Origin of the sequence: Halomonas aestuarii, from assembly GCF_001886615.1 — a bacterium.
In the GTDB taxonomy this organism is placed as follows: domain Bacteria; phylum Pseudomonadota; class Gammaproteobacteria; order Pseudomonadales; family Halomonadaceae; genus Halomonas; species Halomonas aestuarii.
The window spans coordinates 3,397,688-3,418,084 of the sequence record NZ_CP018139.1 but is presented as its reverse complement, the minus strand read 5'-3'; the positions used below and the strand labels follow the sequence as shown (position 1 = coordinate 3,418,084).

The window sequence follows — 20,397 nt, the reverse complement described above, 5'->3', positions numbered from 1 at the left end:
TCTTCGGCCTGTCCCCGGCGCCCCTCACATTCAGCAATGCAGTAAAGGTATCTTGTCCTTGCTCCTTGCTCCTTGCTCCTTGCTCCTTGCTCCTTATAGCTTGCCCCTATGCTCATTGACGCCCACTGCCACCTGGACTTCCCCGACTTCGATGCCGACCGCGAGGCGGTAATCGAGCGGGCCAGGGCCGTGGGCGTCACGCGTTTCGTGGTGCCGGGGACGACCCGGCAGCGCTGGGGGCGCGTGCTGGCGCTGGGGGCGCGCGACGACGTCGCCGTCTGCCTGGGGCTGCATCCCTATTTCATGACGGAGCACCGGGAGGATGACCTCGAGGCGCTGGACGCGGCGCTCGATCGCCATCCGGAGGTGGTGGCGGTGGGAGAGTGCGGCATCGATGCCCGCTTCGACGAGACCCTCGACGCCCAGTGGACGCTCTTCGACGCCCAGCTGCGCCTGGCAAAGGCGCGCTCGCTTCCCGTGGTGATCCACTGCGTGCGGGCCAACGACCAGGTGGCCAAGCGACTGCGACAGCTCGACCTGCCGGCCGGCGGGCTGATCCACGCCTTCGCCGGCTCTCCCGAGCAGGCGCGCGTCTTCCTCGATCTCGGCTTCACGCTGGGGCTCGGCGGGGCGGTCACCTTCGACCGGGCCAGGCGCGTGCATCGGGCCGTGGCCTCCCTGCCGAAGGATGGCTACGTGTTGGAGACCGACAGCCCCGACATGCCGCTGGCCGGCCACCAGGGGGAGCGCAACGAGCCGGCCCGGGTCGCCGAGGTATGCCGCGCGGTGGCCGAGCTTCGCGGCCAGTCGGCACGGCAGGTGGCGGCGGCCAGCACCGCCACCGCGCGTCGGCTGTTCGGGCTCCCTACTACTTGACCGCCAGCGCTTCCGGGTCCAGCCGTTCCACCGGGTAGGGCAGCTTCAGCAGCTTGAGCTTCTGGCCGGCGCAGCGCAGGGGCAGGGCGGGCTCCCTGGTGCTCATCACCGCCAGCACCTCGGCCTCGCCGTAGGCATCGAGCTCGGCGCAGAGCACCTCGCCGAGCCGCTTGTCGTCGGCGTCCTCGATGGCGCTGCCGGGTTCCGGCAGCAGGCCGCCGTCGAGCTGGGCGCGCACCAGGCGCTTCTTCACCTGGCCGCGGAAGTGGGCGCGGGCGACCACCTCCTGGCCGGTGTAGCAGCCCTTCTTGAAGCTGATGCCGCCGAGTGCCTCCCAGTTGATCATCTGCGGCAGGTAGGTATCGCGCTGATCGGCATCGAGCCAGGCGAGCCCCGCCTGGATGTCGTGCAGCCGCCAGACGGCGTTGTCCACCGGCGTGGCGTGCTCCCTGAGCCACTGCCAGTCCCCCTCGACCCGGTCGCTCGGCAGGCAGATCAGCAGGCGCGGGCGCGGCCCCGGGTGGGCCAGCAGCTGTATCTGCTCGTCGCCGGCCTGGTGCCAGGGCCGGAGCGGCGGCGCATCGAAGCGCACCTCGGCCAGGGCCGCGGCCTCGCGGCCGATCAGCCCGAGCAGGGCCAGGTCATCGCGCACCTTCAGCTCGGCCTTGTAGAAGGCGGCGAACTTCTTCAGGTGCTCGGCCAGGGAGGGCACCAGGCTCGCATGCATCACCAGGCGGTAGTGGGCCGGGGCGACGCGCATCAGCTCCGCGTTCGCCAGCACGCGGCCCTTGGGGGTGCAGAAGCAGGTCAGCGGCGCGAAGGCGCCGTCGGCCAGCGACACCTGGGCGCTGGTCTGGCCCTGCAGGAAGCGCTCGGCATCGGGCCCCTCGACGTCCAGCACCCCGAGGTGGGCGAGCGGCGTCATCACCGTGGTGTCCAGGGCGACCCGTGGCGCATCGGGCGTCTCGAACATCACCCGGTGACCGGCCTCCTGCCGGCCGCCGGTGGCAGCGATCCAGTCCATCATCTGCGGGGCTCCTCGTGGTTCGGTGTCGTGCATGATCCTGCCGTCTAGATGCGGGCGATGGGGCGGCATTGCAAGCGCTGCCCGGCGCCCGGGTGGCGTGCTAGACTCGGGGCCTGTTTCCACAGTCAGACCGTCCATCCACGCCATGTCAGGAGGCGCCCATGGCCCATCAGTCACTGAGCTTCGAGGGAGTCGAAAACGCCGACCAGGTCAACCGCATCACCACCGCCCTGATGATGCTCGACGGGGTCGACAGTGTCGAGGTCGGCCGCCACGGCGCGGAGGTCGAGGGCAAGGCCCGCCGCGAGGCGCTGATCAAGGCGGTGGATGCTCTCAAGCTGGGTATCGAGGTGAAGTGATGAAGAAGACCATTGAAGTCGTCAGCGAGCGCAACCATATCTACCGCCAGCGGGTCGAACTGGACGGGTTCGAGGATCTGTTCGTGGACGTGCCCGAAGCCTACGGCGGCGAGGGCAGCGCCCCGGACCCCCATGACTACTTCGACCTGTCCCTGGGCGCCTGCAAGGCGATCACCTCCATGATGTACGCCCGGCGCAAGAAATGGCCGCTGGAGGGGGTGAGCGTCACGGTAAACCGCGACGACAGCCAGGAGCGCCACGGGACCTACCGGCTGGAGGTGGTGATGACCTTCCACGGCATCGACGATCCCGAGCAGCGGGTCCGGCTGGAGGAAATCAGCCACAAGTGCCCGATCCATCGCCTGATGACCACCTCCACCGTGGAGGTGACCACCCGTACCGCCGACCTCAGCGTCAACAACAGCGCCGACGCCTGAATCCCGCGCCCGGCGTCGTTTCACTCCCGGGCGCCCCGACGGCGCCCGGTTCGTCATCGGAGCCGCCATGAGCAAGCCCTTTCGTCTGCAGTCCAAGTTCCGGCCCGCCGGTGACCAGCCCACGGCCATCCAGGGCCTGATCAGCGGGCTCGAATCGGGGCTGGCCCACCAGACGCTGCTGGGCGTGACCGGCTCCGGCAAGACCTTCACCATGGCCAACGTGGTCGAGCACCTGCAGCGTCCGACCATCGTCATGGCGCCCAACAAGACCCTGGCGGCGCAGCTCTACGGCGAGTTCAAGTCGTTCTTCCCCGACAACGCCGTCGAGTACTTCGTCTCCTACTACGACTACTACCAGCCCGAGGCCTACGTGCCGTCGTCGGACACCTTCATCGAGAAGGATGCCTCCATCAACGACCACATCGAGCAGATGCGCCTCTCGGCCACCAAGGCGCTGCTGGAGCGTCGCGACGCCATCATCGTGGTGTCGGTGTCGGCGATCTACGGCCTGGGCGACCCCGACCAGTACCTGAAGATGCGCCTGCACTTCACCCGCGGCGAGCTGATCGACCAGCGCAAGTTCCTGCGCCGCCTGGCGGAACTGCAGTACACGCGCAACGACATGGACTTCAAGCGCGGCACCTACCGGGTGCGCGGTGACGTGATCGACATCTTCCCGGCCGATGCCGAGGACGAGGCGGTGCGCGTCGAGCTCTTCGACGACGAGATCGATACCATCAGCCTGTTCGATCCGCTCACCGGCGAGGTGCGGGGCAAGGTGCCGCGCATGACGATCTACCCCAAGTCGCACTACGTGACGCCGCGGGAGACCATCCTCGGCGCCATCGACGAGATCAAGGCCGAACTGGTGGAACGGCTCGACCAGCTGCGCCGGCAGGACAAGCTGGTCGAGGCCCAACGCCTGGAGCAGCGCACCCTCTACGACATCGAGATGATGCTGGAGCTGGGCTACTGCAACGGCATCGAGAACTACTCGCGCTACCTCTCCGGGCGCCAGCCCGGCGAGCCGCCGCCCACCTTCTTCGACTACCTGCCCAGTGACGCCCTGCTGTTCATCGACGAGTCCCACGTCAGCGTTCCCCAGGTGGGCGGCATGTACAAGGGCGACCGCTCCCGCAAGGAGACCCTGGTGGAGTACGGGTTCCGCCTGCCCTCGGCGCTGGACAACCGTCCGATGAAGTTCGACGAGTGGGAGCGGATCTCTCCCCAGACGGTCTTCGTCTCCGCCACGCCCGGCCCCTACGAGGCCGAGCATGCCGGGCAGGTGGTCGAGCAGGTGGTGCGCCCGACCGGCCTGCTGGACCCGGAGATCGAGGTGCGCCCGGCCTCCACCCAGGTGGACGACCTGCTGTCGGAGATCCACCTGCGCAGCGAGGTGGGGGAGCGCGTGCTGGTCACCACCCTGACCAAGCGCATGGCCGAGGACCTCACCGAGTACCTGGACGAGCACGGCGTGCGGGTGCGCTACCTGCATTCCGACATCGACACCGTGGAGCGGGTGGAGATCATCCGCGACCTGCGTCTCGGCAAGTTCGACGTCCTGGTGGGGATCAACCTGCTGCGCGAGGGGCTCGACATCCCCGAGGTCTCGCTGGTGGCGATCCTCGATGCCGACAAGGAGGGCTTCCTGCGCAACGAGCGCTCGCTGATCCAGACCATGGGGCGCGCCGCGCGCAACGCCCACGGCAAGGCGATCCTCTACGGCGACCGGGTGACCGACTCCATGCGCCGGGCCATGGACGAGACAGAGCGGCGTCGCGCCAAGCAGGTCGCCCACAACGAGGCCCACGGCATCACGCCGACCACGGTGACGCGCTCGGTGGCCGACATCATGGAGGCCGCCCAGGCCCCCGGCAAGAAGGGCAAGGGGCGCCGCGGCGAGCGCAAGGTGGCCGAGCGCGAGGCCGTCTACGATCCCGCCGAGCTGTCGCCCCAGGAACTGCTCAAGGAGGTCTCCCGGGTCGAGGATGCCATGCACGAGGCGGCGCAGAACCTGGAGTTCGAGGACGCGGCCCGCATGCGCGACCGGCTGCACGAGCTCAAGGAGCGCCAGCTGCTCCTGGGCTCCGCCTGACGGGCGCCTGCCATGCCGGAAGGCCCGGAGATCCGGCGCGCCGCCGACCGCGTGCATCGCCAGCTCGCCGGCCGGCGCCTCGACCACGCCTGGTTCGCCTTTCCCGACCTGGCGGGGCAGGCCGCCTCACTGATCGGGCGCGAGGTCACGGCCGTGGACAGCTGGGGCAAGGCGCTGCTGACCCGCTTCGATGATGGTCGCGTGCTCTATTCCCACAACCAGCTCTACGGCGTCTGGAAGCTGCATGACGCCGAGCGCGAGCCGGACACCGGCCGGTCGCTGCGGGTCCGCCTGGTGGCGGAGGGCAGGGCGGCCAGCCTCTACAGCGCCTCGGACGTCTCGCTGTGGGACGAGGCGACCCTTAAGGATCACCCCTTCCTGTCCCGGCTCGGCCCCGACCTGCTGACCCACGGCGTGACGGAGGCGTACGCCCGGGACAGGCTGCTCGAGCCGCGCTTCCGGCGTCGCGGCCTGGGCGGACTGCTGCTCGACCAGTCGCTGTTCGCCGGCACCGGCAACTACCTGCGCAGCGAGATCCTGTTCTTCGCTGGCCTGCACCACGCGTCCCGGCCGGCGGACCTGGAGGAGGGCGCCCTGGGTCGACTGGCGGTCTGTGTTTTGGCGGTGACCCGCCAGGCCTACGACCAGGCGGGGGTGACCAACCGCGACGATTGGGCCGCCACCGACCGGGCCCGGGGCGCCAGGCGACGCCACTGGCGCTTCGCCGTGTTCGAACGCGACGGCCTGCCGTGCCACGCCTGCGGCACAAGCATCGAGCGGGTCACGCTGGCCTCCCGGCGGCTCTATCTCTGTCCCCGCTGTCAGCCCGCCCGATGATGAGCATCATTTTTATACCGTTATCTATCATTGGCAAATACCCATAGCGGCTTCGGCTTTCGTGGTAGCCACTGCCGGGAGGCCAAGGAGCTGGGGTATAATGCCGGCCGTTCGAGCCCACCCGCGCCGGAACGCGCCCCGAGGTGGGCATGCCGACAACGCCAAGGAGTTCCTTGCCCATGACCGTGATTCGCCAGGACGACCTGATCCAGAGCGTCGCCGATGCCCTGCAGTACATCTCCTATTACCACCCGAAGGACTTCATCGACGCCATGGCGGCGGCCTACGAGCGGGAAGAGAACCCGGCGGCCAAGGACGCCATCGCCCAGATCCTGATCAACTCCCGGATGTGCGCCTTCGGCAAGCGCCCGATCTGCCAGGACACCGGCATCGTCACGGTCTTCGTCCATGTCGGCATGAACGTGCGCTTCGAGGCCGACATGAGCCTCGACGACATGGTCAACGAGGGCGTTCGCCGTGCCTACCAGCTGCCGGACAACGTGCTGCGCGCCTCGGTGCTGGCCGACCCGGACGGCAAGCGGGCGAACACCAAGGACAACACCCCGGCGGTCATCCATCACAAGCTGGTGCCCGGCGACACCGTCGAGGTGCACGTAGCGGCCAAGGGCGGCGGCAGCGAGGCCAAGTCCAAGTTTGCCATGCTCAACCCGTCGGACAACGTGGTCGACTGGGTCATGGAGCAGCTGCCCAAGATGGGCGCCGGCTGGTGCCCGCCCGGCATGCTGGGCATCGGCATCGGCGGCACCGCCGAGAAGGCCATGGAACTCGCCAAGGAAGCGCTGCTCGATCCCATCGACATCCAGGACCTGCAGGCGCGCGGCGCCTCCACCCGGGCCGAGGAGCTGCGCCTGGAGCTGTTCGACAAGGTCAACCAGAGCGGCATTGGCGCCCAGGGGCTGGGCGGTCTGACCACGGTGCTGGACATCAAGGTCAAGGACTATCCGACCCATGCCGCCAACAAGCCGGTGGCGATCATCCCCAACTGTGCCGCCACCCGCCATGCCCACTTCACCCTGGACGGCAGCGGCCCCGCGGCGCTGCCCGCGCCGAAGCTCGAGGACTGGCCGGAGATCACCCGCGAGGCGGGCGACAACGTCAAGCGCGTCGACCTCGACCACGTGACTCCCGAGGAGGTCAAGACCTGGCAGCCCGGCGACACCCTGCTGCTCAACGGCAAGCTGCTCACCGGCCGTGACGCCGCCCACAAGCGCATGGTCGACATGATCGCCAAGGGCGAGCCGCTGCCGGTGGACATGAAGGGCCGCTTCATCTATTACGTGGGCCCGGTGGACCCGGTGCGCGACGAGGTGGTCGGTCCGGCCGGCCCGACCACCGCCACACGCATGGACAAGTTCACCCGCACCATGCTGGAGGAGACCGGCCTCTTGGGCATGGTCGGCAAGGCCGAGCGGGGCGAGGCGGCCATCGAGGCGATCCGCGACAACCAGGCGGTCTACCTGATGGCCGTGGGGGGCTCCGCCTACCTGGTCGCCCAGGCGATCAAGAAGGCCCGCGTGGTCGGCTTCGAGGATCTGGGCATGGAGGCCATCTACGAGTTCGAGGTGGAGGACATGCCGGTGACCGTGGCGGTCGACAGCCAGGGCACCTCGGTGCACCAGACCGGGCCCGCCAAGTGGAAGGAGATCATCGCCGAGCGCGCCTGATCCCTCGCCCGGAACGCCGCGACGGCCCCGCCCTGTGGTGGGGCCGTCGCCGTTTTGGGGGTATGCTGGACGGGTGCGTTAGGGCATTGTTTTTACGGACGGCCTCGCCGTCGTCCCACGGAACGGGGATGCGACCATGACCTCCTGGCTGATCGGCCTGGCGATCTTCCTGATCCACCTGCTGGGCATCCTCTCGGCCGTGCTGGCCCTGATGTCAAGCCGCACCTCCCAGGGCGCCATCGCCTGGATCATCTCGCTGCTGACCATGCCCTACCTGGCGGTGCCGGCCTTCTGGATCTTCGGCCGGCCGCGCTTCTACGGCTACGTGCTGGCCCGCGGCGAACGCGACAGCGTGCTGCGCCGCCAGCTGCACCGCTATCGCGACCGCTTCGTGCCCTATCTGTCGGCCAGCAATGACGCCGACATTCGCGCGGTGGAGCAGCTCGCCATGATGCCCCTGACCCGGGGCAACCGGGTGGAGCTGCTCATCGATGGAGAGGCGACCTTCGACAGCCTCTTCGCCGGCATCGAGGCCGCAGAGGATTACATCCTCGTCCAGTTCTTCATCGTGCGCGACGACGCCCTGGGCCTCGAGCTCAAGCACCGCCTGCAGCGGGCCGCCGAGAAGGGGGTGCGGGTCTGCTTCCTGTATGACGAGATCGGCTCCCACAGCCTGCCCGAGCGCTACCTGCGCGACCTGCGCGGGGCCGGGGTGGAGGTGAGCGCCTTCCGTTCCTCCCGGGGCCTGAAGCATCGTTTCCAGCTCAACTTCCGCAACCACCGCAAGGTGCTGGTGGTGGACGGGCGCGAGGGCTGGGTCGGGGGCTTCAACGTCGGGACCGAGTACCTGGGCCACAACCCGCGCCACGGCCACTGGCGGGATACCCACCTCAAGCTCAGCGGCCCCAGCGTACTGGGCCTTCAGGAGGCCTTCTGGGAGGACTGGCACTGGGCCACCGGCGAGATGATCTCGCTGACCTGGACGCCCGTGCCGTCCCCCAGCCACAGCCAGAACGTGGTGATCGTGCCGTCGGGGCCGGCCGATCGCCAGGAGACGGCGAGCCTGCTGGTGCAGCACATCATCCACAGCGCCCATGAGCGGCTCTGGCTGACCAGCCCCTACTTCGTGCCCGACCAGGGCGTCCAGGATGCCCTGCGCCTGGCCGCCATGCGCGGGGTGGACGTGAGGATCATGATGCCGGAGCGCCCCGACCACCTGCTGGTCTTCCTCTCGGCCTTCTCCTTCCTGCCCGACATGCTGCGCGCCGGGGTCCGGGTCTATCGCTACCAGCCGGGCTTCCTGCACCAGAAGGTGATGCTGATCGACGATGTCGCCGCCAGCGTCGGCACGGTGAACCTCGACAACCGCTCCTTCCGCCTCAACTTCGAGATCACCGCCGTGGTGCCCGACCGGCAGTTCGCGGGAGAGGTGAGCGCCATGCTCGAGCAGGATTTCAGCGACTGCCGCCGCGTGACCCTGGAGGAGTTCACCCGGCGTCCGCTATGGCGCAAGCTGCTCTCCCGCGCGGCCTACCTGCTCTCGCCGATCCAGTGATCCGGCTTGGGTCCCGGAGCCCGCTGGGGTACATTAGCGTGCTTCGAAGGCTCCCCATCGGGGGCGGGCATGCAGACATCCTGGGGAGTGGCGGTGAACCTCGAGACCAAGTGGCTGGAAGACTTCGTGGCCCTGGCCAGCACGCGCAGCTTCTCTGCCTCGGCGCGCCAGCGGCATGTCACCCAGCCGGCCTTCAGCCGCCGCATCCGCTCCCTGGAACAGGCCGTCGGCGTGACCCTGGTCGATCGCTCCACCACGCCCGTGGACCTGACCCCGGAAGGGCAGCTCTTCCTGGTCACCGCCCGCAACATCGTCGAGCAGCTCAACGAGAGCCTCGGCCACCTGCGGGGGCTGGCCATGGCCAACGAGGCGCTGGACATTGTCGCCGCCCACTCCCTGGCCCTGAGCTTCTATCCGCAGTGGATCTCCCGGCTGCAGCAGGGCCTGGGCGAGCTGCCCACCCGGCTGGTGGCCATGAACGTGGGGGATGCGATCCATGTGCTGCGCGAGGGCAACTGCGACCTGATGCTGGCCTACTACGACCCCTATGCCAGCATGCAGCTCGATGCCGAGGTCTTCCCCTCCTTCTCCATCGGCCAGGTGAACATGCTGCCCGTCTGCCTGCCCGACGAGCAGGGCCGGCCGCGCTTCACCCTCGAGGGCCGGGAGTCGATCCCCTATCTCGCCTATACCCAGGGGGCCTTCCTGGGGCGCAGCGTGCGGATGCTGCTCAAGAACGACCCGGTGCGCATGCGCCTGCGCACCGTCTACGAGACGGCCATGGCCGAGGGGCTCAAGGGCATGGTGATGCAGGGAATGGGCATGGCCTGGATCCCCGACTTCTGCATCCGCCAGGAGCTCAAGGACGGCCGTCTGGTGAGGGCCGGCGCCGAGAAGTGGGACGTGCCCCTGGAGATCCGCCTCTACCGCTGCTCGCTGGTGCACAAGCCGGGCGTCGAGAAGCTGTGGCGGCAGATGATGAAGTTGCCCCGGGACTTTCTCCAGGCCTGACGGCAATCCCCAGTCTCCAGGCCTGACGATACCCTCCGCTCTCCCGCCCCGTCGGGGCGGGCCCGCTAGCGGCCGCCGAAGTCCGCCGGCAGCCCCAGGAAGTCCTGGATGATGAAGAAGTGATCCTCGAACAGGCTCTCGGGATCGAGGTCGGCCAGGGGGACCCAGCGCGCGTGGTCCCCGCCCTTGACCGGCTTGAGCTGGGGAAGCTGCTGGTCCGGTCGCAGGGCGAAGTAGAAGGCCTCAGCCAGCGTCCGTCCCCGCCAGCTGCGATGGGGCTCGTCGAAGAGGCGCTGGCCCCTCAGCGACCCCTTGAGCACCGCCTCCGGCACCTTGAGGCGTACCCGTTCCCGCAGCTCCCTCAGGCAGGCATCCATCAGGCGCTCATGGGGGCTGATGAAGCCCCCCGGCAGCGCATAGAGGCCCTTGCCCGGCGCAGCGGTCCGCCTCACCAGCAGCACGTGGCCCGACTGCACCACCACGGCGTTGACCGTGACGAAGATGGGCGGGTAGGGCGCCTGGGACCAGGCCTGACGGTACTGATCGAGCAGGCGCTGCTCCTCCACCAGCTGTCCGTAGGGGGGCTCATCCAGGAAGGTCCGGATCCTCGCCACCACGCCGGGGGGCAGGTCATGGATCGCGTGGGTGCTCAGGTAGTCCTCGGCCGAGGCGGCCGAGCGGAACAACCGCTCACGGATCCGGTGGGCCGAGATGCCCTCCACCAGCGGCACGCTCACCGATTCCCACTGGGGGAACAGCGAGAGGTAGTAGCTGGACTGGCCGCGACTGGCGCCGATCAGCCCGATGCGCGGCAGCCGCGCATGCTCGGGGCTGGCGATGTCGCGTACCTTGCGCTGCACGTCGCGCACCCAGACGTCGTTGTTATAGAGGGCGTCGAGCAGCGGCACGACCTTCAGCCGGTCATTCTCCTCCTCTTCGAAGGCGCTGCGCAGCATGCGCAGGCGCTCCTCGTAGCGCCAGGGGTTGCGCAGGGAGCGCGCCTGCCAGGCCGAGCCGACCAGCACGATGACCTGGCGGGCGTGCCGCAGGGCCTCGCGGATCACCGCCAGGTGGCCCAGGTGGGGGGGCTGGAAGCGGCCGATGAACACCAGACAGTCGAAGTCGGCAGGGCTGTCGTCGTCCGGTCGTGCGGTCATGGAGGCTCCTGGCGGGCGGTGGGACGGGCAGGGAGGCCATTATGGTCAGGCCCGTTGGCCGCTGCAATCGTGGCCGGCCTCGGCGGCACGGCGTCCATTCGGGTATGCTGAACAAAAAACGGCTGGGACGTGGGGGACAGGGTGATCAAGCACAACATGACGATGATCCGGCAGTCGGTGCTGTTCTGGTGGGGGGTGGTACACGCCGCCATTCGACTCTGGCTGGAGCGCAACGCCTTCAGTTATGCCGGCTCGCTGGCCTTCTACACCCTCTTCTCGCTGGCCCCCACGATGATCATCGCGGTCACGGTGATCGGCATGGTGCTCGGGGAGGAGGCCGCCCAGGGCCAGATCGTCGCCCAGCTCCAGGACACCATGGGGCACGACGCCGCTGCCGCCATCGAGCAGGCGGTCGCCCAGTCGCGCATCCAGGAATCCGGCATGCTGCCGACGATGCTGGGGGTCGGGGCGCTGCTGGTCGGTGCGACCACCGTCTTCGCCCAGATGCAGTTCTCGCTGAACACCCTATGGGGGGTCACGGCGCGTCCCAGCAGCAACAGCGCGCTGAAGTTCATCAAGAACCGCCTGCTGTCGCTCACCGTAGTGCTGGCCATCGGCTTCATCATGCTGGTGTCGCTGGTGCTCGGTGTGGCGGTTCGCGCCCTGCTGCAGGTGGGGAACGACATCGTGCCCTTCGTCGGGATGCTGACCCGAGTGGCCGAGTTCCTGGTGTCGCTGGCGGTGATCGCCGCGCTCTTCGCCACCATCTTCAAGGTGCTGCCGGACGTGGTGCTGGGCTGGAAGGACGTGATGGTCGGCGCCGTGGTCACCGCCGTGCTGTTCGCCATCGGTCGCTGGGGCATCGCCATCTACCTGGCCTACACGGCCACGGCCTCCACCTACGGCGCGGCCGGTTCGGTGGTGATGATCCTGCTGTGGGTCTACTACAGCTCGCTGATCCTGCTGTTCGGAGCCGCCTTCACCAAGTGCCACCTGCTGGCCCGTGGGCGGACCGTGCTGCCCCGCAACTCCGCGGTGCTGGTGCGCCACGAGCTGTTCGAGCACCACGAGCTCGTCGAGACCTGAACCGCCTCCTGCCCGCGAACACGAGGAAGGCCGGCAATCGCCGGCCTTCTGCATCGTAGTCACTGCGGGATCAGCCGGCGGGACGGAAACGCTCCCGTGCCAGGTCGTCGGCCACGGTGGCGGGGCTCTGCCCCGTGCGCTCGGCCCGCGCGAAGATCTCGTCCAGGGTGGCGCCGATGCCCTCGATATGCGCCATGACATCGTCCCGGGCATAGTCGTCCCGGCGCTGCCAGGCGATCTCGATCACCCCGCCGGCGTTGGCCACGTAGTCCGGGGTGTAGAGGATGCCGCGGGCCATCAGGCGCTCGGCCATCTCCGGGGTGGCGAGCTGGTTGTTGGCGGCGCCACAGACCACCCTGGCCCTCAGGCGCTCGACCACGTCCGCCGAGAGGGCGGCGCCCAGCGCACAGGGCGCGAAGACGTCGACCTCGGCATCGGCGATCGCCTCGGGTGCGACGGTCTCGGCGCCGACTTCCTCGGCGAGACGGGACAGCGCGGCGCTGTCGACGTCGGTCAGCACCAGGCGGGCCCCGGCCTCGTGGAGGTGTTTCGCCAGGTGGGCGCCGACGTGTCCGACGCCCTGGATGGCCACGCGCAGGCCCGCGAGGTCGTCCCGCCCGAGGCGGTGTCGCACGGCGCTCTTCAGGGCGCAGAACACGCCCCAGGCCGTGAAGGGCGAGGGGTCGCCGGAGGCCTGCCCGTGGCGGGGGAGGCCGCCCACGTGGTCGGTCGCCTCGGCGATGTGGCGCATGTCCGCCTCGCTGGTGCCCGAGTCCTCGGCGGTGATGTAGGCCCCGCCCAGGGAGTCCACCAGGCGGCCCATGGCGCGCAGCAGTTCGGGGGTCTTGTCGCGGCGGGGATCGGCGATGATCACCGCCTTGCCGCCGCCCAGGGGCAGGTCGGCCAGGGCCGACTTGTAGGACATGCCGCGGGAGAGGCGAAGCACGTCGGTCAAGGCCTCGGCGTCGCTCGCGTAGGGGTAGATGCGCAGGCCGCCCAGGGCCGGGCCGCGGGTGGTGTCGTGCAGGGCGATGATGGCGCGCAGCCCGCTCGCCTCGTCGCTGCCGAAGACGATCTGCTGGTGATGGTCGAACTCGGGGTGGTCGAAGACCGGCATGGCGTAGTCCCTCGTGAGGATGATTCTTGTGTTGGAGTCTGCCCGGGTAGGGCGATCCTCGGCCGCGGCCGGCTTGTGGCCGTGAAGCGTCCGGGGATACCGACAAGATTAGGGCATCGGCCTCCTGACGGGAAGTGGCGAGGGACTGGTCGCCAGGGCGACCGTGCTGGTAGAAAGGAGGGCGACACCGTTCGCGATGATCAGGAGATGGCCATGGACACGTGCTGCGCGAAGGCGCTGGTGACCGGCAAGGTGCAGGGCGTCTGGTACCGCCGGGCGGCCCAGGAGCAGGCCCTCAAGGCCGGGATCACCGGCCATGCGATTAACCTGCCGGACGGCCGGGTGGAGGTGCTGATGTGCGGCGAGCGCGAGGCGGTCAAGCGGCTCGCCGAGTGGCTCTGGAAGGGGCCGGACGGGGCTCGGGTCACCCACGTGGAGTTCGAGGTGATCGAGACCCACGTCCCGGACGGTTTCCGCACCGCCTAGCCCGCCGGGGCGATATGTACCAGAAACCGACGCCGGAAGGCCGGCGTCGGCTCACTGCCTGCCCCGTGCGGGGAGGCCGGAGGGATCAGGCCAGGGTGTCGGCGATCCACTCGCTGACGGCGTCCCCGTCGACGCCCAGGCAGACCTCCACCAGCGGGGTGCGCGACCAGCGCGACTCGATGAAGCCGCGACCCTCGGGGGCGAAGATGGTCTGGCCCTCGGCATCGCCGGCGGTCGCCACGGTCAGGTGGCCGCGGGCCGTGGTGAAGAGTTCCGGGCGCAGCAGCCAGGCCAGGGCACAGCTGTCATGGGGGCAGCAGCCGTCGATGCCGAGGAATTCGCGGTAGAAGTCCCGGTAGAAGGCGAAGCTCCCCGCCAGCACCTTGCCGAGCTCCCCCTGGCCGGCCTCGATGCGGGTCATGTGCGCATCGGTGAGCACGCATCGGTGGGTGACGTCCAGGCCGACCAGGGTCAGCGGCCAGCCGGCGGTCAGCACCCGGGCCGCGGCGTCCGGATCATTGAACATGTTGGCCTCGGCCACCGGGGTGACGTTGCCGCCCTCGCGGATCGAGCCACCCATGATCACCACGCGCTTGACCCGGTCGATGATGCCCGGATCCAGCTGCAGGGCCGCGGCCAGGTTCCCCACCGGGCCGACGGCGACCAGGGTGACCTCGCCGGGGCGTGCATTCACCGTGTCGACGATGAACTGCGGGGCGCTGACCGCCTCGGCCTTGCCCTTGACCGGCGGCAGCGCGATGTCCCCCAGGCCGTTGGCGCCATGGATGTGGGCGGGCGGCGGATGGCGGTCCTTGACCATCGGCCCCGCGGCCCCCTGGGCGACGGGGATCTCCCGTCCGGCCAGCTCTGACAGCAGCAGGGCATTGTGGGTGGCCGTCTCCACGTCGACGTTGCCGTAGGTGGTGGTCAGGCCCAGCAGGTCGATCTCGGGATGGCGCAGGGCGATGGCGATGGCCTGGGCGTCGTCGACGCCCGGGTCGGTATCGAAGATGATCGGATGCGACACGGTGTGGCTCCTTTCCTTGAATACAAATGCATCAGCGGCATCGGGGGCGGACGGGTCAGCGGGTGACGGGACCGTCGCGCAGGGCGCGCTCGACCTCGTCGCGGGGGGGAATGCTCTCGGCGGCACCCTCGACCTGAACGCCCAGGGCGGCGGCCGTGGCGGCGAGGGTCAGGCAGTCGGTGACGCCTTGCCCCTCCTGGAGCGCCGCCAGGTAGTAGCCGATGAAGGTGTCGCCGGCGGCGGTGGTGTCGCGCGGGGTCACCGACAGGGCCGGCTGGAAGTGGCGCTGCCCGCCGCCCTGGAACCAGGCGCCCTCGCCGCCCAGGGTCAGCACGGTATCGGTCTCCGGCAGGCGTCGGGCCAGGCCCTCCAGCAGCGCCTCGGGGGCGGCCGCCTCGTCGACGCCGGCGAGCCAGGCGGCCTCGCCGCGGTTGACGAAGAGCAGCGCGCAGCGCTCCAGGGGCAGGCTCATGACCTCGGCGCCCATGGGTGCCGGGTTGAAGGCGACGTGAAGCCCCCGCTCCGCGGCCTGCTCCAGCACCTGGGGCAGGGCGTTGGTCTCGTTCTGGGCCAGCAGCCAGTCGCCGGGGCGCGTCGCGGCCAGCCGTGCCTCCAGGTCCGCCTCGTCGAAGCCGTGATTGGCCCCGGGGAAGAGGATGATGGCGTTCTCGCCGTGGTCGTCCACCTGGATGATCGCGTGCCCGCTCGGGGCGTCCACCAGCGTGACGCCGGCGACCTCCACCCCGGCCTGGCCGAGCAGCTCCCTGGCCCAGGCGTCCTGGTGGTGGAGGCGACCCCAGTGGCTGACCCGGCCCCCGGCGCGGGCCATGGCCAGCGACTGGTTGGCGCCCTTGCCGCCGAGCCCGACGCGATAGTCGCGGCTGGCCAGGGTCTCGCCGGGGCGCACCAGGTGGCTCACGCGATAGAAGTGATCGAGGTTGATGGACCCGAAATTGTGCAGCATGTCGTCTTCCCGGTATCAGTCGGCTTGCCAGTGGCTCAGGTTGTCGGCGGTCAGGCTCACGATGCGCTGGCGTGCCTCGGGCGTGATCCAGGCGTTGTGGGGCGTGACGATCAGGTTGAGCGGCTCCTCCAGGGCATCGAGCAGCGGGTGTCCGTCACGAGGCGGCTCGCTGGGCAGGACGTCGACCCCGAGCCCCCCGAGGCGTCCCTCGCGCAGCGCCGCCAGGGCCGCCTGTTCGTCGATGATCCCGCCCCGGGCACAGTTGATCAGCAGGGCGCCGGGCTTGAGGGTGGCCAGCAGGGCGGCGTCGACCAGGTGGCGGGTGGCCTCGGTGAGCGGGCAGTGCAGGCTGATCACGTCCGCCTCGGGGGCGAGCTCGCGCAGGCCCGGCCGGCTGTCGTGTGCCTCGTTGCCCGGGCGGGCCGCGAAGTCGACATGCATGCCGAAGGCCTGGGCGAGGCGGGCCACCTTCGAGCCCAGCTCCCCCTGGCCGACGATCACCAGGCGCTTGCCCTCGAGCTGCAGGGTGGTGTGGTCCATCAGGCAGAAGAAGGGGCTCTCGGCCCAGCGACCCTCGGCCACGTCATGCTGGTAGCGGGGCAGGCGGGTGGCCAGGGCGAGCATCAGCATCAGGGTGTGCTGGGCCACGCTGGCGGTGCCGTAGGCGGTGACGTTGCGCACCTCGATGCCCAGGCGCTCGGCGGCGGCCATGTCGATGTTGTTGGTGCCGGTGGCCAGCACGCAGATCAGCTTCAACCCGGGGAGGGCCTTCAGGGTGTCGGCGTCGAGCACCACCTTGTTGACGATGGCGACCTCGGCGCCGGCAAGCCGCTCGGCGGCCTGCTCGCGGGTGCTCTGGTCATGCACGTCCAGGGCGTCGAGGTGCTGGCGGATCGCGGTCAGATCGATGTCTGGCCCCAGGCTGGCGGCGTCGAGAATGACGGCTTTCATTGGATTTTCCTTGTCGATGCAGGCGCGACGGATGACAGGCCGTGCCGGGGCTGGGCCTGGCACGGCGCGACAGGCTATAATAGCCGGCTTTCAAGGCAGGCTTGGATAATCCGCGGGCCGGCCCTATATCGCATAACGGAAGCGTGACGCGGCGGATGCCCTGGCCGCGCTTGATCCATGGGTGATGTCAGACCATCGGGAGTGATCAAACCATGCCCATCTACGAATACGAGTGCAAGGCCTGCGGCCACCGCCTGGAGAAGCTTCAGAAGATCAGCGCCGAGCCGCTGACGGACTGCCCGGCCTGCCAGGCGGCCGAGCTCAACCGCCTGGTGTCCGCGGCGGGCTTCCGCCTGGCCGGCGGCGGCTGGTACGAGACCGACTTCAAGACCGGCAGCAAGAAGAACCTGGCCGGCGGCGGCGAGGGGGGCAAGCCCGCCAGCAGCGAGGGCGGCAAGGCCGACAGCAGCAAGCCCGCCGCGACCCCCGGCAAGGACGGGGCGGTCGCCTGAGCCGCCCGCGCCGCCTCTTTCACCATTTCATGCAACGGAACAGGATACGACATGCGCAGCCATTATTGCGGCCAGCTCAACGAGACCCTGGTGGACCAGACGGTCACCCTGTGCGGCTGGGTACATCGCCGGCGTGACCACGGGGGCGTCATCTTCCTCGACATGCGCGATCGCGATGGCATCGCCCAGGTCGTGGTGGACCCCGATACCGCCGAGGCCTTCGCCAATGCCGACCGCGCCCGCAGCGAGTATGTGCTGCGCATCCAGGGCCGGATCCGGCTGCGCCCCGAGGGCACCCAGAACCCCAACATGCCCACCGGCATGATCGAGGTGCTGGCCAAGGAGGTCGAGGTCCTCAACACCGCCGCCACGCCCCCGTTCCAGCTCGACGAGCATGGCAAGGTGGGCGAGGAGGTGCGCCTCAAGCATCGCTACATCGACCTGCGTCGCCCGGAGATGATCGACAAGCTGCGCCTGCGCTCGCGCATCTCCCACAATGTGCGCGCCTTCCTCGAGGAACAGGGCTTCCTCGACATCGAGACCCCGATCCTGACCCGGGCCACCCCCGAGGGCGCCCGGGACTACCTGGTGCCGAGCCGCACCCACCCGGGCAGCTTCTTCGCCCTGCCGCAGTCCCCTCAGCTCTTCAAGCAGCTGCTGATGGTGTCCGGCTTCGATCGCTACTACCAGATCGCCAAGTGCTTCCGCGACGAGGACCTGCGCGCCGACCGCCAGCCGGAGTTCACCCAGATCGATATCGAAGCCTCCTTCGTCGAGGAGGAGGACATCATGGGGATCACCGAGGCGATGATCCGCCAGCTCTTCCAGGAGGTGCTGGACGTCGAGCTGCCGGCCTTCCCGCGCATGCCCTATGCCGAGGCCATGAGCCGCTTCGGTTCCGACAAGCCGGACCTGCGCATCCCGCTGGAGCTCACCGACGTCGACGACCTGATGAAGGACGTCGACTTCAAGGTGTTCTCGGGGCCTGCCAACGCCGACGACGGTCGCGTGGCCGCGCTGAAGGTCACCGGCGGGGCGTCGCTCTCGCGCAAGGAGATCGACGAGTACACCAAGTTCGTCGGCATCTACGGCGCCCGCGGCCTGGCCTGGATCAAGGTCAACGAGCGGGCGAAGGGCCTCGAGGGCCTGCAGTCGCCCATCGTCAAGTTCATGGAAGGCGTGGTCGAGGAGCTGCTCGACCGCGTCGGCGCCGAGGACGGCGACATCATCTTCTTCGGCGCGGACAAGGCCCGCATCGTCAACGAGGCCCTCGGGGCCCTGCGCGTGCGCCTCGGCGAGGACCTGGACCTCTACACCGCCGAATGGTCGCCGCTGTGGGTGGTCGACTTCCCGATGTTCGAGGAGGACGGCAACGCCCGCCTGCAGGCGCTGCACCACCCCTTCACCGCCCCGTCCTGCGACGTCGAGACCCTCAAGTCCCACCCGGCCGGTGCCCTCTCGCGGGCCTATGACATGGTGCTCAACGGCACCGAGCTCGGCGGCGGCTCGATCCGTATCCACGATCATGCCATGCAGCAGACCGTGCTCGAGGTGCTGGGCATCGATCAGCAGGAGGCCCGCGAGAAGTTCGGCTTCCTGCTCGACGCCCTGCAGTACGGCGCGCCGCCCCATGGTGGCCTGGCCTTTGGCCTCGACCGCCTGGTGATGCTGATGAGCGGGGCCAAGACCATCCGCGAGGTGATCGCCTTCCCGAAGACCCAGAGCGCGGCCTGCCTGCTGACCGAGGCGCCGGGCGAGGTGAGCAGCGAGCAGCTCAAGGAGCTCAACATCCGCCTGCGCCAGAAGGCCAAGGCGGAAACCGCCGGCGAGTAGGCCTCGCATCCCGACCCCGCACCATCTCACCGGCGCCCCAGGGCGCCGGTGTCATGTCCACGGCAAGGAGAGGTGAATGGCTGGACACAGCAAATGGGCCAACATCAAGCACCGCAAGGCGGCCCAGGATGCCAAGCGTGGCAAGATCTTCAGCAAGCTGATCCGCGAGCTCACGGTGGCGGCGCGCCAGGGCGGGGGCGATCCCGCCGACAACCCGCGCCTGCGCGCCGCCATCGACAAGGCACTGGGCAGCAACATGACCAAGGACACCATCCAGCGGGCGGTCGATCGCGGTGCCGGCCATGCCGAGGCCGACGAGATGGAGGAGATCGTCTACGAGGGCTACGGGCCGGAAGGCGTGGCCATGCTCGTGGAGTGCATGACCGACAACCGCAACCGGACTGTCTCCGAGGTGCGACACGCCTTCAACAAGCATGGGGGCAACCTGGGGACCAGCGGCTCGGTGGCCTTCATGTTTCACAAGCAGGGGCGACTGCAGCTCCCCGAGGACGTGACCGAGGAGGCCGCCATGGAGGCGACGCTGGCGGCCGAGCCCGAGGACATCCAGGCCCTCGAGGGGGGCGGCCTGGAGGTCATCACCACGCCGGAATCCTTCGGCCGGGTCAAGGATGCCCTGTTGGCGGCGGGCATCGAGCCGGAGGTCAGCGACGTCGGCCTGTACCCGGACAGCTACACGCCCGTCGCCGAGGTGGAACTGGCCCGCAAGGTGGTCAATTTGATCGACATGCTCGAGGACCTGGATGATGTCCAGAACGTCTACACCAACGCGGAGTTCGACGACGATGTCCTCGACCAGCTCGACTGAGCCGTCCGGATGCTGATCCTGGGCATCGATCCCGGGTCGCGGATCACCGGCTACGGGGTGCTGGACGTCAGCACCCCCACGCCGCGCTACGTGGCCAGCGGCTGCATCCGCATCCAGGCCGACGACCTGGCCCAGCGCCTGGCCCAGGTCTATGCCGGGGTCAGCGAGCTGATCGCCGTGCATGCGCCCGGCGAGTTCGCCATCGAGCAGGTGTTCATGTCGAAGAATGCCGACTCCGCCCTCAAGCTCGGCCAGGCCCGCGGGTCGGCGATCGTCTGCGCCGCCAACCACGGCCTGCCGGTCAGCGAGTACGGCCCGCGGCAGATCAAGCAGGCGGTCACCGGCGGGGGGAGCGCCGACAAGGCCCAGGTGCAGCACATGGTGACGGCCATCCTGGGGCTCTCGGCCACGCCCCAGGCCGACGCCGCCGATGCCCTGGCCATCGCGCTCACCCATGCCCACGCCCGCCTGGGGCTGCTCAGCCAGGGCAGCTACGGGGGCCACGCGAGCCGCCGGAAGGGGAGTGGCTGGCGGGATTTTCGTCCCTGAGGCTGTC

At 69.2% G+C, this 20,397-nt stretch carries 20 protein-coding genes; 14 read left to right on the top strand and 6 right to left on the bottom strand.

Annotation, left to right across the window (positions count from 1 at the left end; translation table 11 throughout):
* Positions 1-108: 108 nt before the first annotated feature.
* Positions 109-876, top strand: a complete 768-nt coding sequence (locus tag BOX17_RS15935; RefSeq protein WP_071946291.1) for a TatD family hydrolase — start codon at positions 109-111, stop codon at positions 874-876.
* Here BOX17_RS15935 and ygfZ read toward each other — a convergent pair.
* Positions 869-1,903, bottom strand: a complete 1,035-nt coding sequence (ygfZ, locus tag BOX17_RS15930) for a CAF17-like 4Fe-4S cluster assembly/insertion protein YgfZ (RefSeq protein WP_083582195.1) — start codon at positions 1,901-1,903, stop codon at positions 869-871. The genes BOX17_RS15935 and ygfZ overlap by 8 nt on opposite strands.
* Positions 1,904-2,064: 161 nt before the next feature.
* On the opposite strand from ygfZ, the gene BOX17_RS15925 reads away from it, so the two are divergent.
* From BOX17_RS15925 to BOX17_RS15895, 7 genes are all read left to right on the top strand, one after another.
* Positions 2,065-2,262: a hypothetical protein gene (locus BOX17_RS15925; protein ID WP_071946290.1), complete on the top strand. Its 198-nt coding sequence runs from the start codon at positions 2,065-2,067 to the stop codon at positions 2,260-2,262.
* Complete coding sequence (locus tag BOX17_RS15920) at positions 2,262-2,699, top strand: OsmC family protein (RefSeq protein WP_071946289.1); 438 nt, start codon at positions 2,262-2,264, stop codon at positions 2,697-2,699. The genes BOX17_RS15925 and BOX17_RS15920 overlap by 1 nt, the downstream gene beginning before the upstream one ends.
* A 67-nt stretch (positions 2,700-2,766) precedes the next feature.
* On the top strand, positions 2,767-4,794 hold the full coding sequence (gene uvrB, locus BOX17_RS15915; protein ID WP_071946288.1) for an excinuclease ABC subunit UvrB: 2,028 nt from the start codon (positions 2,767-2,769) through the stop codon (positions 4,792-4,794).
* Positions 4,795-4,806: 12 nt separating this feature from the next.
* Positions 4,807-5,631, top strand: coding sequence for an endonuclease VIII (gene nei, locus BOX17_RS15910; protein ID WP_071946287.1), 825 nt, complete (start codon positions 4,807-4,809; stop codon positions 5,629-5,631).
* 179 nt (positions 5,632-5,810) lie between these two features.
* A complete protein-coding gene (locus BOX17_RS15905) occupies positions 5,811-7,316 on the top strand; it encodes a fumarate hydratase (protein ID WP_071946286.1) in 1,506 nt (501 codons plus the stop codon).
* Positions 7,317-7,452: 136 nt separating this feature from the next.
* A complete protein-coding gene (cls, locus tag BOX17_RS15900) occupies positions 7,453-8,871 on the top strand; it encodes a cardiolipin synthase (RefSeq protein ID WP_071946285.1) in 1,419 nt (472 codons plus the stop codon).
* 93 nt (positions 8,872-8,964) lie between these two features.
* On the top strand, positions 8,965-9,882 hold the full coding sequence (locus BOX17_RS15895; protein WP_071946284.1) for a LysR substrate-binding domain-containing protein: 918 nt from the start codon (positions 8,965-8,967) through the stop codon (positions 9,880-9,882).
* A 65-nt stretch (positions 9,883-9,947) separates the two neighbouring features.
* Here BOX17_RS15895 and BOX17_RS15890 read toward each other — a convergent pair whose 3' ends face one another.
* Complete coding sequence (locus BOX17_RS15890; RefSeq protein WP_071946283.1) at positions 9,948-11,039, bottom strand: bifunctional nicotinamide-nucleotide adenylyltransferase/Nudix hydroxylase; 1,092 nt, start codon at positions 11,037-11,039, stop codon at positions 9,948-9,950.
* A 162-nt stretch (positions 11,040-11,201) separates the two neighbouring features.
* Here BOX17_RS15890 and BOX17_RS15885 point away from each other — a divergent pair, with 162 nt between their 5' ends.
* Positions 11,202-12,125 (top strand): YihY/virulence factor BrkB family protein, encoded by a 924-nt coding sequence (locus BOX17_RS15885; RefSeq protein WP_071946953.1) that lies wholly within the window; start codon positions 11,202-11,204, stop codon positions 12,123-12,125.
* A 70-nt stretch (positions 12,126-12,195) separates the two neighbouring features.
* Here BOX17_RS15885 and BOX17_RS15880 read toward each other — a convergent pair whose 3' ends face one another.
* Positions 12,196-13,242 carry a Glu/Leu/Phe/Val family dehydrogenase gene (locus BOX17_RS15880; RefSeq protein WP_071946282.1) on the bottom strand — a complete coding sequence of 349 codons (1,047 nt, stop codon included), beginning with the start codon at positions 13,240-13,242 and terminating at the stop codon, positions 12,196-12,198.
* A gap of 213 nt (positions 13,243-13,455) precedes the next feature.
* Between BOX17_RS15880 and BOX17_RS15875 the strand changes: the two genes are divergently transcribed.
* Positions 13,456-13,728 (top strand): acylphosphatase, encoded by a 273-nt coding sequence (locus BOX17_RS15875; RefSeq protein WP_071946281.1) that lies wholly within the window; start codon positions 13,456-13,458, stop codon positions 13,726-13,728.
* 85 nt (positions 13,729-13,813) lie between these two features.
* Here the strand turns inward: BOX17_RS15875 and BOX17_RS15870 are convergent, their stop codons facing one another.
* Genes BOX17_RS15870 through BOX17_RS15860 form a run of 3 tightly spaced genes read right to left on the bottom strand, consistent with a single transcriptional unit; the run spans position 13,814 to position 16,670 of the window.
* A complete protein-coding gene (locus BOX17_RS15870; RefSeq protein ID WP_071946280.1) occupies positions 13,814-14,755 on the bottom strand; it encodes a nucleoside hydrolase in 942 nt (313 codons plus the stop codon).
* 55 nt (positions 14,756-14,810) lie between these two features.
* A complete protein-coding gene (locus BOX17_RS15865; protein ID WP_071946279.1) occupies positions 14,811-15,719 on the bottom strand; it encodes a ribokinase in 909 nt (302 codons plus the stop codon).
* 15 nt (positions 15,720-15,734) lie between these two features.
* Positions 15,735-16,670, bottom strand: a complete 936-nt coding sequence (locus BOX17_RS15860) for a D-2-hydroxyacid dehydrogenase (RefSeq protein WP_071946278.1) — start codon at positions 16,668-16,670, stop codon at positions 15,735-15,737.
* A 212-nt stretch (positions 16,671-16,882) separates the two neighbouring features.
* On the opposite strand from BOX17_RS15860, the gene BOX17_RS15855 reads away from it, so the two are divergent.
* The 4 genes from BOX17_RS15855 to ruvC all read left to right on the top strand — a co-directional run bounded on the left by BOX17_RS15855 (position 16,883) and on the right by ruvC (position 20,390).
* Complete coding sequence (locus BOX17_RS15855) at positions 16,883-17,182, top strand: FmdB family zinc ribbon protein (RefSeq protein ID WP_071946277.1); 300 nt, start codon at positions 16,883-16,885, stop codon at positions 17,180-17,182.
* Positions 17,183-17,233: 51 nt separating this feature from the next.
* On the top strand, positions 17,234-19,015 hold the full coding sequence (aspS, locus tag BOX17_RS15850; protein ID WP_071946275.1) for an aspartate--tRNA ligase: 1,782 nt from the start codon (positions 17,234-17,236) through the stop codon (positions 19,013-19,015).
* Positions 19,016-19,091: 76 nt separating this feature from the next.
* A complete protein-coding gene (locus BOX17_RS15845) occupies positions 19,092-19,841 on the top strand; it encodes a YebC/PmpR family DNA-binding transcriptional regulator (protein ID WP_071946274.1) in 750 nt (249 codons plus the stop codon).
* Positions 19,842-19,850: 9 nt separating this feature from the next.
* Positions 19,851-20,390: a crossover junction endodeoxyribonuclease RuvC gene (gene ruvC / locus BOX17_RS15840; RefSeq protein ID WP_071946273.1), complete on the top strand. Its 540-nt coding sequence runs from the start codon at positions 19,851-19,853 to the stop codon at positions 20,388-20,390.
* Positions 20,391-20,397: the final 7 nt, after the last annotated feature.

Coding starts and splice junctions, on each gene's coding strand:
- BOX17_RS15935 (WP_071946291.1), top strand. CDS start 109: ATGCTCATTGACGCCCACTGCCACCTGGACTTCCCCGACTTCGATGCC.
- ygfZ (WP_083582195.1), bottom strand. CDS start 1,903: ATGATGGACTGGATCGCTGCCACCGGCGGCCGGCAGGAGGCCGGTCAC.
- BOX17_RS15925 (WP_071946290.1), top strand. CDS start 2,065: ATGGCCCATCAGTCACTGAGCTTCGAGGGAGTCGAAAACGCCGACCAG.
- BOX17_RS15920 (WP_071946289.1), top strand. CDS start 2,262: ATGAAGAAGACCATTGAAGTCGTCAGCGAGCGCAACCATATCTACCGC.
- uvrB (WP_071946288.1), top strand. CDS start 2,767: ATGAGCAAGCCCTTTCGTCTGCAGTCCAAGTTCCGGCCCGCCGGTGAC.
- nei (WP_071946287.1), top strand. CDS start 4,807: ATGCCGGAAGGCCCGGAGATCCGGCGCGCCGCCGACCGCGTGCATCGC.
- BOX17_RS15905 (WP_071946286.1), top strand. CDS start 5,811: ATGACCGTGATTCGCCAGGACGACCTGATCCAGAGCGTCGCCGATGCC.
- cls (WP_071946285.1), top strand. CDS start 7,453: ATGACCTCCTGGCTGATCGGCCTGGCGATCTTCCTGATCCACCTGCTG.
- BOX17_RS15890 (WP_071946283.1), bottom strand. CDS start 11,039: ATGACCGCACGACCGGACGACGACAGCCCTGCCGACTTCGACTGTCTG.
- BOX17_RS15885 (WP_071946953.1), top strand. CDS start 11,202: ATGATCCGGCAGTCGGTGCTGTTCTGGTGGGGGGTGGTACACGCCGCC.
- BOX17_RS15880 (WP_071946282.1), bottom strand. CDS start 13,242: ATGCCGGTCTTCGACCACCCCGAGTTCGACCATCACCAGCAGATCGTC.
- BOX17_RS15875 (WP_071946281.1), top strand. CDS start 13,456: ATGGACACGTGCTGCGCGAAGGCGCTGGTGACCGGCAAGGTGCAGGGC.
- BOX17_RS15865 (WP_071946279.1), bottom strand. CDS start 15,719: ATGCTGCACAATTTCGGGTCCATCAACCTCGATCACTTCTATCGCGTG.
- BOX17_RS15860 (WP_071946278.1), bottom strand. CDS start 16,670: ATGAAAGCCGTCATTCTCGACGCCGCCAGCCTGGGGCCAGACATCGAT.
- BOX17_RS15855 (WP_071946277.1), top strand. CDS start 16,883: ATGCCCATCTACGAATACGAGTGCAAGGCCTGCGGCCACCGCCTGGAG.
- aspS (WP_071946275.1), top strand. CDS start 17,234: ATGCGCAGCCATTATTGCGGCCAGCTCAACGAGACCCTGGTGGACCAG.
- BOX17_RS15845 (WP_071946274.1), top strand. CDS start 19,092: ATGGCTGGACACAGCAAATGGGCCAACATCAAGCACCGCAAGGCGGCC.
- ruvC (WP_071946273.1), top strand. CDS start 19,851: ATGCTGATCCTGGGCATCGATCCCGGGTCGCGGATCACCGGCTACGGG.